13 protein-coding genes and 2 pseudogenes are annotated in these 8,703 nt (G+C 66.9%); 6 read left to right on the top strand and 9 right to left on the bottom strand.

The genetic code is table 11. From position 1 onward, the window contains the following. Positions 1 to 226: 226 nt before the first annotated feature. The 3 genes and pseudogenes from CCS01_RS14150 to CCS01_RS14140 form a co-directional block, all read right to left on the bottom strand. Positions 227 to 1,018 carry a transposase gene (locus CCS01_RS14150; RefSeq protein ID WP_239992159.1) on the bottom strand — a complete coding sequence of 264 codons (792 nt, stop codon included), beginning with the start codon at positions 1,016 to 1,018 and terminating at the stop codon, positions 227 to 229. A gap of 241 nt (positions 1,019 to 1,259) precedes the next feature. Continuing rightward, a pseudogene (locus CCS01_RS36105) lies at positions 1,260 to 1,469 on the bottom strand (hypothetical protein); the annotation flags it as partial. 161 nt (positions 1,470 to 1,630) lie between these two features. Further along, positions 1,631 to 1,930 (bottom strand): hypothetical protein, encoded by a 300-nt coding sequence (locus CCS01_RS14140; RefSeq protein ID WP_104519449.1) that lies wholly within the window; start codon positions 1,928 to 1,930, stop codon positions 1,631 to 1,633. Between the two features lie 62 nt (positions 1,931 to 1,992). On the opposite strand from CCS01_RS14140, the gene CCS01_RS14135 reads away from it, so the two are divergent. After that, on the top strand, positions 1,993 to 2,838 hold the full coding sequence (locus CCS01_RS14135; protein WP_104519448.1) for an IS701 family transposase: 846 nt from the start codon (positions 1,993 to 1,995) through the stop codon (positions 2,836 to 2,838). Positions 2,839 to 2,982: 144 nt separating this feature from the next. Here the strand turns inward: CCS01_RS14135 and CCS01_RS14130 are convergent, their stop codons facing one another. After that, entirely contained in the window at positions 2,983 to 5,115 is a 2,133-nt protein-coding gene (locus CCS01_RS14130) for a recombinase family protein (protein WP_158258386.1), read from the bottom strand. On the opposite strand from CCS01_RS14130, the gene CCS01_RS32815 reads away from it, so the two are divergent. Next, positions 5,114 to 5,722, top strand: coding sequence for a hypothetical protein (locus CCS01_RS32815; RefSeq protein ID WP_146101752.1), 609 nt, complete (start codon positions 5,114 to 5,116; stop codon positions 5,720 to 5,722). The two genes, CCS01_RS14130 and CCS01_RS32815, sit on opposite strands and share 2 nt — an antisense overlap. 122 nt (positions 5,723 to 5,844) lie before the next feature. Next, complete coding sequence (locus CCS01_RS33700) at positions 5,845 to 6,000, top strand: hypothetical protein (RefSeq protein WP_158258385.1); 156 nt, start codon at positions 5,845 to 5,847, stop codon at positions 5,998 to 6,000. An 84-nt stretch (positions 6,001 to 6,084) separates the two neighbouring features. Here the strand turns inward: CCS01_RS33700 and CCS01_RS34650 are convergent, their stop codons facing one another. The 5 genes and pseudogenes from CCS01_RS34650 to CCS01_RS14105 form a co-directional block, all read right to left on the bottom strand. Further along, complete coding sequence (locus tag CCS01_RS34650) at positions 6,085 to 6,279, bottom strand: HepT-like ribonuclease domain-containing protein (RefSeq protein ID WP_204848268.1); 195 nt, start codon at positions 6,277 to 6,279, stop codon at positions 6,085 to 6,087. A gap of 152 nt (positions 6,280 to 6,431) precedes the next feature. Then, complete coding sequence (locus tag CCS01_RS35205) at positions 6,432 to 6,581, bottom strand: hypothetical protein (protein ID WP_239992158.1); 150 nt, start codon at positions 6,579 to 6,581, stop codon at positions 6,432 to 6,434. 82 nt (positions 6,582 to 6,663) lie between these two features. Next, a pseudogene (locus tag CCS01_RS36100) lies at positions 6,664 to 6,711 on the bottom strand (hypothetical protein); the annotation flags it as partial. Between the two features lie 241 nt (positions 6,712 to 6,952). Continuing rightward, a complete protein-coding gene (locus CCS01_RS14110) occupies positions 6,953 to 7,213 on the bottom strand; it encodes a HepT-like ribonuclease domain-containing protein (protein WP_204848266.1) in 261 nt (86 codons plus the stop codon). Then, positions 7,188 to 7,502 carry a nucleotidyltransferase family protein gene (locus tag CCS01_RS14105; protein WP_104519445.1) on the bottom strand — a complete coding sequence of 105 codons (315 nt, stop codon included), beginning with the start codon at positions 7,500 to 7,502 and terminating at the stop codon, positions 7,188 to 7,190. Before CCS01_RS14105 ends, CCS01_RS14110 begins: the two co-directional genes overlap by 26 nt. 144 nt (positions 7,503 to 7,646) lie before the next feature. Between CCS01_RS14105 and CCS01_RS33695 the strand changes: the two genes are divergently transcribed. The 3 genes from CCS01_RS33695 (at position 7,647) to CCS01_RS14100 (ending at position 8,463) form a co-directional block, all read left to right on the top strand. Then, positions 7,647 to 7,811: a hypothetical protein gene (locus CCS01_RS33695; protein ID WP_158258384.1), complete on the top strand. Its 165-nt coding sequence runs from the start codon at positions 7,647 to 7,649 to the stop codon at positions 7,809 to 7,811. Positions 7,812 to 7,993: 182 nt separating this feature from the next. Next, positions 7,994 to 8,131, top strand: a complete 138-nt coding sequence (locus tag CCS01_RS33690; protein ID WP_158258383.1) for a hypothetical protein — start codon at positions 7,994 to 7,996, stop codon at positions 8,129 to 8,131. After that, on the top strand, positions 8,128 to 8,463 hold the full coding sequence (locus CCS01_RS14100) for a DUF6883 domain-containing protein (RefSeq protein ID WP_104519444.1): 336 nt from the start codon (positions 8,128 to 8,130) through the stop codon (positions 8,461 to 8,463). Before CCS01_RS33690 ends, CCS01_RS14100 begins: the two co-directional genes overlap by 4 nt. The last annotated feature ends 240 nt before the right edge of the window (positions 8,464 to 8,703 follow it).

The following is an 8,703-nucleotide window of genomic DNA, read 5'->3' as shown; positions in this document are numbered from 1 at the left end:
TCGAGGCCTTCATCGCCTACTTCAACCGCACCCTCGCCAAGCCGTTCAAGTGGACCATGACCGGCAAGCCGCTCGCTGCGTGAGCGGCCGTCGAAATGGGGTTCGTTCTTCCGGCGAGGTGTACTAGTGGGTCACCTGCCTCGAAATGTGCCATTCATGATGGCGGCTCTGGCGGCCTGAGAGCGGCTGCGGCACACGCGCTGGCGAGCCGCCGACAGCATAGGCGTCACCGCGCCGCTTGCGCCGTCGCTGGCGGCGCTTGCCATGCCAGACAAAGGGTGTGGGCTGGCGGTTCCAGGCCTCGGCGGTCTGCTCGAACCAAGGTGCCGATCTCGGCGGGCGCCTGAGGATGCTGGCCCGCCAGCGCCCGGCGCTTGAGGATGCGCTGGATGGACTCGGCCATGTTCAGCCAACTGCCGCCGAGTGGCGTATAGAGTGGCATGATACCGTGCTGGCACAGCCACAGCACCATGTCTGTGCTTTTATGACCGGCGAGATTGTCCCACACGAGCAGCAGGCGCAGCGGGGGCAACCGTTCGGGCAAAGTAAAGGGTTCTGTCAGCCCGTCCTGCCACACCCGCCATGCGGCTCGGGTCGCTGCCGCATCAACCGGTTCGCTTGGTGTTGGCAGCCTTGCCAGGATCGCCGTCAGTTCCGTCTTGAGCCAGCCATGCAGGACAGCATTGGTGCAGGAGGTGGCTGACTGTAGATACACCTGTCCGGTGGCAGGATGGAACAGGGTCAGGATTTTGGTCGTGCCGCCGCGGATGTATTCGTGCGCCTGCGTGGCGGGCTGACCTTGCGGCCGCCATGAACTGCCCGGATGCGGCACGGCCTGGAACGGACCGGCCTCGTCCGCGCACCACACCGCCAGGCCAAGACCAGCGCCTTGCGTGTAGGCCCGCTCGATCAGCCCCCTTTTGCGGCGGCATCGGGATCGATGACGCTGACCAAGCCATCTTGCTTGCGCTTGCGCACCACCACGCCAGTCTCGCACCAGGTCCGACTCTTCCGCCAACTGAAACCAGCCGCGTGTAGGGTACGGCCGATCGTGTAGGTGCTGATGCCGGGCAGACCATCCTCGGCCCGACGCAGAGCTGCCCGAGCGTGTTCAGCGACCAACTCGCCGTGCCATCACGGGCGCGGTCCGGTGGTCGGGCAACCTCGGCGAGGATACGGCGTTGCTCGACCTCGCCATAGCGAACCGGATGGCCACCGCCATGGCGCGGCACGACGGCGGCCAGCCCGGTATGGTTGAAACCCGCAATCCAGCGCGCCACGGTATCGCCGGTGCGGCGGCCAACAAGCTGCGCAGCCGCCGTGTAACTCTGTCCTCCAGTCACAGCCAACAAAGCCCGAGCACGGCCGACCTGCGCCGCCGGGGCGCTGGCCGAGCGGCTCAATCGAACCAGCGAAACCCGCTCGGTATCCCGCAACGGACGTAACGGATCCTTTTGCTGTCGGGACATCTGCCACCTTCCCAGCGATCAACCGCCATTATGGCACATTTCGAGGCAGGTGACCCACTAAACCGCGTCCACTTTGGAACCGTTGGTTTTCCCCCTTGGCTTGGAATCCTGTAGTTTCCAGGGAACGGCCTTCGCTTTTCGTATCGATACGCTGACGCGGCTCAGCCGTATGTCTGGCGCAATTCCAGAAAGTATGGATTGTCGCTGAGGCACTGCAGCGCCTCGTCGAGCGGCATAACGTCGGCGCCGAAATCGCCCAGCGCGCCCCAGCCACCACGGTGCGAGGGGTAGAGCAGCACGACCTCATCGCCGTTGCCGGTCAGCCGCAGCCGTGCCAACGGCTCGCCGGAGCGGCGCGCGAACAGGCTGTAGCCGTTGGCGCGGAAGCGCACCTGCACCCGCCCGCCGCGGGCAAACGGACAGCCGCGGATGCGCTTGAGGATAGCGGGATCGGCGGTCATGACGAACCTTTCCCCGGTGTTGCGTTGAGGCTGAACGGCCTTCACCGCAAGGGGTTCACCCGATGTCCTGCTCCGCCATCCCGCCGATCCTGGCCAGCATCATCGCCCGCCTCACCGCCGCCGTGCCGGCGCGGACGCGCACCACCTTCCTCGACCTGCTGCTGGGTGCCGCCGTCACCAAGGGCGGCCACGTCACCGACGCCATCCTGGCCGGCGGCCTCTCGCGTGGCTGGAGCACGTACTACTGGTTCCTCGAGCAGGGGCGCTGGTCCTGGCTGCGGGTCTGGGCCGCCCTGCTTGAGGTGCTGACGACGCTGTTCCGCCCGGCGGTCTGGTATGTCGTGATCGATGACACGGTGGTCGAGCGGGTGTCGACCGCGGCGCCGGGCGCGTTGACGCATCACAACCACAACGCCAAGCCGAACCGGCCGAAATTCCTGCGCGGCCAGGGCTGGCTGTGCCTGGCCGCGGTGATCGAGCGCAACGCCTTCGCCGTCGGCGCCGTGCCATTGCTGCTGCGCCTGGTCCGCCGCGGCACCAACCGCGGCAAGCTGCGCAGCGCCGGCCTGCTGCTGCGCCTGCTCGGCCAGCGGCTCGGTCCCGTGCGGCTGCTGCTGGATGCCTGGTTCATGCGCGCCTGGCTGATCCAGCGTGCGCTGGCCGCCGGCCACACCGTGATCGGCTGCGCGCGCCGCGACCTCGCGCTGTTCGATGTGCCCAAGCCGCCGCGCAAACGCCGCCAGGGGCGGTCGCGCAAGTATGGCGCGCGGCTGACGCCGGAGCGGGTTGCGGCATTGCCGGCGCAGCGCAGCGCCGCGATCCTCTACGGCAAGATGCAGGTCGTGCGCTATCGCACCTGCCTGGCTGCCGCACGCTTCCTGCGCGGGCGGGTGGTGCGGGCAGTGTGAGTGGAACTCGAGCGCCCCGACCGGCGCGACAAGCCGCGCCAGCAGCGGCTGCTGATCTGCACCGACCCGGGGCTGTGCGCAGAGCTGGTGATCAGCGGATACGCGAAACGCTGGGCGGTGGATATCGACCAGTCATGGCGGCTCTCAAGAATCAAGGGTTGCGTGGTTGGTAGTCCTCCCGGGCGGCGGCAATCGGCGCCAAGGCGGCGGCGTTGCCCGGATCGTCTTCAGATTGGCAATCGTGGCAGCGTCGGCGGTGACCAACGTCGCAGACCCGCTACCGGCCTTGACCGAGCGGCTGGGCAGGCGTTTGGTCTGCACCCAGTGATAGAGCGTTGGCTGCGGCACGCCAAGTTCCGCGGCCAGTTCGCGGATCGTCCATTCATCCGGCCGTCGCTCCGAGACGATCCGGGGCCGGCGCGGCGCGGGTTCGATCACGCCTGCGGCGGTCAGCAGGCGACGCACCATGGCGGCGTTGAAGGTGTCGCGCCGCTTCGGCGGTCGCCAAGCTTCCTGGTTGAGGATCGCCGCGATATTGGCGCAGCCGTGACCCGCCCGATGCAGATCCGTGGCACGTGCCAGCAGCGCGGCATAGGTGCTGAGGGCCGTCACCCGCGCCACCGGGCGGATCAGCGTGTGGCTCGTTTTGCTCCCGCCATGCCAATGGCAGTCCAGGCGGACCTGCTCGGTGGCGTCGATCACGGTCAGCAGAACGCGCTCCAGCAACAGCCGCACGATGGTCTGACGGTCTTCGCCGGTCGTCGTCGGCGCTTGCCACAAAGCCGGCAGATCCGTCGTCAGTTGCCGGATCGCGGCGAGTTCTCCCGGCCCCGGCGCTTGCGGGCGTTCGCGCCGGAAGCGGTCATGCTCGGCCGTCAGCCGCACCTGCTCGGCCAGGGCTTCCTCCCAGTCCCGCTCCAGCGTTCGTGCCACCAGCCGGTTCTCCGGCTCGGTGCTGGTATAGCGCCGGCGTGCCTGGTCGACCTTGTATTGCGCACGCTCCAGACGTTGACGCCACTGTTGCTCGAGCGCGGCGCGCTCGGCTTGCAGATCGGTGGCAACCGCAAGACTGGCTTCCAGTGCTGCCGGCTGCAATGCTTGCAGCACGATAGACGTTACTTGCGCGTCAACCGGAGCCGCCTTCAGCGATTGGCAGAAAGCCGTGCCATAGCTTGAATTCTCGCCACTACAGATGTAGCGCGCCGCATGGCCGTTGTTGTTGTAGCCTGCTGTCATGCGCAAGCCGCAGCGGCCACACACCACCAGGCCCGACAGCAGCGCGGTGCCGGCATGCGTCGGACCGGTATTCTCCGTGCGGTTGGCGCAAAGCTGCGCCTGGTTGCGGTCGAACTGCGCGCGGCTGATGTAGGCTGGCAGCCGGTCCGGCAGCAACACCTCGGCCTCGCCGGCACGCGGCGGGCGTCGCCCGGTACCCGGCCGCCCCGGCTTCTGCCGCCGCCGCTCCGTCGTGCGCACGCCATAGGCGTAGATACCGGCGTATATCGGGTTACCGAACAGGTTGTGCAGCGTCGGCCGGTTGGCACGGCGCCAGTCAAGCTCGCCCTTGTTGGGGCCGCCAGCGATGCGCACCGGCATCCGGATGTCGTGCGCGACCAGATAGCTCAACACCTTGCCGACGGTGCGAAACCGCTCGAACAGCGCGAACACCAGCCGGATCGTGGCCTGTGCCTGCTCGTCCGGGTCAAGCGCCACCTCGCCGGACGGGCGCCGCACATAGCCCATCGGCACCGGCTTGCCGAGCTCGCCCCGCCGCGCCTTGGCACGCCGCCCGGCCAGCATCCGTGCCTTGAGGATGTGCAGTTCCGCTTCCGACATCGTCCCCTTCAGCCCGAGCAACAGCCGATCGTTGAAGTGGGCGGGATCATAAACGCCATCGACATCGGCGATAAGCGTGTCGAACAGCGCGCAGATCTCCAGCAGTTGATGCCAGTCCCGGTTCGACCGGGCCAGACGCGACATCTCCACCCCGAGCACCAGACCGACACGGCCGAGCCCGACTTCGGCCACCAGGCGCTGAAAGCCGAGCCGGCCTTCGATTGTGGCGCCCGAGCGGCCAAGATCGTTATCGACCACCACGATGCTCTCCCGCGCCCAGCCGAGATCAAAGGCGCGCTCGACCAAGGCGTATTGCAGCCGGGTCGATTCCTGGTGGCGTTCAACCTGCTGCACCGTCGACTGGCGGATATAGACAATTGCCAGACGGTCTCGATGCTGCCGCAGGATTTTCTCCGACAGGCCGCCGGGCGGCCGTGACATGAGATCCCCGTTCGTCATCATCGGCGGCCTCCCCGACGCTCGGCTGGGTGTTCGACGGGTTGCGGATCTGGCGCATCGCCATGTGGCCGAGTGTGCGCACCAGACCCTGCTGCCGTTCGGCCGGCAGCGTCTCCCAGACCGGACAGGATACCCCCTCGCTCATCGCGTGATCCAAGCCAGCGCACCAACGCGCACAGCGCTTGGAGGCCGAGTCTCGGGGATTCGTCGAATCCTGTCAAATTATCAGCGGTGTCTTGTATGGTGTATCGAGTCGCTGTTCCGGAACCTCAAGCACGGCTTTGGCCTGAAGGATGCCTGGCAGCAGTCGCGCCAGGCGCTGATGCGCTGGGTCACGGTGCGGGCGGTCGGTTACGCGATCCCGCAGATGCTGGCCTTCACTGATCCGGCGCACCTGGCTGGCTTGGCTCAACCCGCCCCCTGGCGCGCGCCCGACACCCGCACCGCCGGGCTGATCCAGGCCGGCATCGCCCGGATTTTCCGCGAGGTCGGGCGAGCGGCCTTCATCGCGGCGATCTGGGGGAAAATCGGGGCTGCTCCGGCAGGCACAGGCGGGGCGTCAGCGCCGCCCACCGCCAAAGCCGCGTAAGTCATCCAACGCCGCCATCATCGTTCCGGGTACGTGGCGCTAATTCAGCGCCACGGAGAAGAAACGTCGCCTGGAAACTACAGACAAGAACTCGCCCGTTGCGCAATACGGAGATGAGATCTTTGAGCGGACAGGTCCGTGGTTTGCCTTACAAGAGCGAGGGGACCTTGCGCACCAGGAAGGGCGACCGCGTGGTCCGCCCGCAGCGCGGCGAATGCGGCCGGATCACGCTCGCCGCCCCGCACGACCGGGTGAAACGCAACCGGTTGCTGACCTGACGCAGCCGTCCCTGAGCCAGCGTCCCGGCTGAACCAAGCCGGAAACCGGACCACGGCGTTCAAGCGCCGGCGCAGCGCCGGGTCCTACGCCTCCGGCGGCCCCAGCTCAGCCAGCAGGGCATCGACGGCTGTGCGCAGTTCCGGCAGGGATTGGCTGACAATCTGCCAGACACGATCGTGGTCAACCATCGCATAGCCGTGGATCAGCAGGTTGCGGAAAGCGATGATGTCACGACGATCGGGGATGCGGCGCGCCAGGGAAGGAGTCCCGCTTCGCACGTTGGTTCAGCGCCTCACCCATGATCCCGAACGTCCACTCCACCGCGGCGTGAACACCATCGCTTGCCGCATAAGTGGCAGCATCCAGGCCAGCGACGAAACCCGAGATCGCGGCAGCGGCGCCTGGCTCGTCCCACAAGTATGCCCGGGCATCACGCGGCATAAACAACCTCATGCGCGCGTTCGATGCTGGCCAGGATGTATGGGTTCCGTATGGCGCCCCGCTCCACAAGGTCGACCGGGCGCCCCAGCAACCCCTCCAGCGCCTCGGCAAGACCGAAGAACTGCCGCAGCTTGGGCAAGACCGAAGAACCGCCGCAGCGGGGGCAAGCGGCTATCCGGCTCGAACGCGACCAGGACGTCGCCATCGCTGGTGGCGGGATCGAAATCCGTGCCCCGCGCGGCCGAGCCGAATACCGCCAACCGGCGCACGCCGTACTGGCGGCACACCAGGGCAATATCGGCGCGGCGCTGATCAACCAACGTGTACACGGCCCTCGCTCGGAACGTTCAGCGGCTCATGTTGACCATAATCACCCCGTGACGAGGCGTTCTCAACCCGCGTCCCTGCCCTCCTCGGCCACCAGCGGCGTCAGAGACGCGATCAGCGGGTCAAGGCGCTGCTGCAAGACGAACCAGACCACGTCCAGCTCGACCTCGGCGTAACCGTGGATCAGCCGAGGCGCATGCCAATGATTTGCCGCCAGGCGATCTCCGGGTGTGCCGCCTGCATCGCGGATGACACTTTGCCCGCGGCTTCGCCGATAACCTCCAGGGACCGGATCACGGCGTTCTGGTGCAGCCGGCTTGCCAGGAAAGCGGCCTTGTCCAGGTCCTTGACAAATCCACTGGCTTCAGGCGCCGCCAGCAACATATCCAGCAACAACGCCGCATCGCCGCCAACGCGTTCAGCCATAGACTGGCTCGGCTTCACTCAGAATGCGACGGCGGCGGATGGTATTGCGGCTTTCTTCCACCGCCCCGCGACCGACCAGATCGACCGGCCGACCGAGAAGGGCCTCCAGGGCATCCTTGAAGTCGGCAAACCCGGCCAGGTCGTAGTTGGCCTCGGCAGTGAAGGTCACCAGGAAGTCGGCATCGCTGGTTGCCGGGTCGAAGTCCGAGCCTCGGGCGGCGGACCCGAACACCGCCAGTTGCCGCACGCCGTAGCGGCGGCATAATGCGGCAATCTCGGCGCGGTGCTGTTCGATCAGCGTGTGCATGACCTCGTCCGGGAGAGGCAATGGCGCCTGTTTACCGCATGTCGGCGGCATTGTGGTAGCATGCGCTGTGCCGCGTCGGGATGGCGCCAAGCAGGCTGGAAGCTGTCACCTGCTTGCATTGCTTCACGCGGCCTGAACAACCGCATGCGCGCGTTCGCCCCCTGCCAGGATGCACAGGTTCCGCAGGACATCCCGCTCCGCACGGCCGATTGGCTGCCCCGGCACCGCCGCCATGCGTTGATCGGCCTGGATGTGGATGCCGGCCGCACCAACGTGACCGGATGCCGCCGCGCCCGGCTCCCGGAATGATCATTGGGAGGATCGGAAATTGTGTGCCAGTATAACGACTTACAGATTGGGTGGAGGGCGGTTTGGTACGATGAAATGAGATCGCCGGGAATGCCCCGCGGCATCAGGACGCTGATGGACGCCCGGAACCGGCTGGCTATGCGTTTCCCGAACTCTCGACCGTTCGTCCCCATGACATAGAGGTGAAAGGCCGGCTACTCCCGAAGCGCGCGCGGGGCACGGTCGTCGCGGCCTACGGCGATGGTATCGGCTACGAGGTCGAATTCGAAACGCCGTTTCATGCCGTCGTCACGCTCGAAGCCGGCAACCTCCCTGCATGAGCCGCTTGCCCGATGCCGAGTCGGCATTGGTCGAAGAAAAGAAGGTTCGTGACGACCTGCTGAATCCCGATGATCAGGAAAACAAGGGCAAGGCAGCGCTGTTCCAGGCGTTCGGGTTCACGCGCGACGCATGGCATATCCTGCGTGACACGCTGCGGGCGCATCCGCTGCACAACGACATTGCTGAAACATCCCAATCTTCACACGGGATCAAGCATGCCGTTCCGTGTTCGGAACGAACACAGGACGGTCGCAACCCGTGCATCACCACGGTCTGGATCACCGAGGGCAACCGCCCGCCGCGTTTGGTAACCGCCTACCGTGGTTCCTGACCGCCGGCGCGGCGAACGCGGCCGGATCACGCCCACCATCCCGCACGCCCGGGTGGATCGCGACCGCAGGCTGACCTGACGCAGCCACCCCTGTGCCAGCGTCCCGGTTGCCCCAGGCCGGAAACCGGACCACGCCGCCGGCGCAGCGCCGGAGCCCTGCGCCGCCGGCGGGTCCAGCCCGGCCAGCCGAGCCTCGGCGCCTGTGCGCAACGGCCGCCGGGACTGGCTGGCCGTCTGCCG

This window comes from Rhodopila globiformis, from assembly GCF_002937115.1.
GTDB classification, from domain to species: domain Bacteria; phylum Pseudomonadota; class Alphaproteobacteria; order Acetobacterales; family Acetobacteraceae; genus Rhodopila; species Rhodopila globiformis.
Note: the sequence above shows the minus strand (reverse complement) of the source record. Positions and strands in the feature narration are given on the sequence as shown.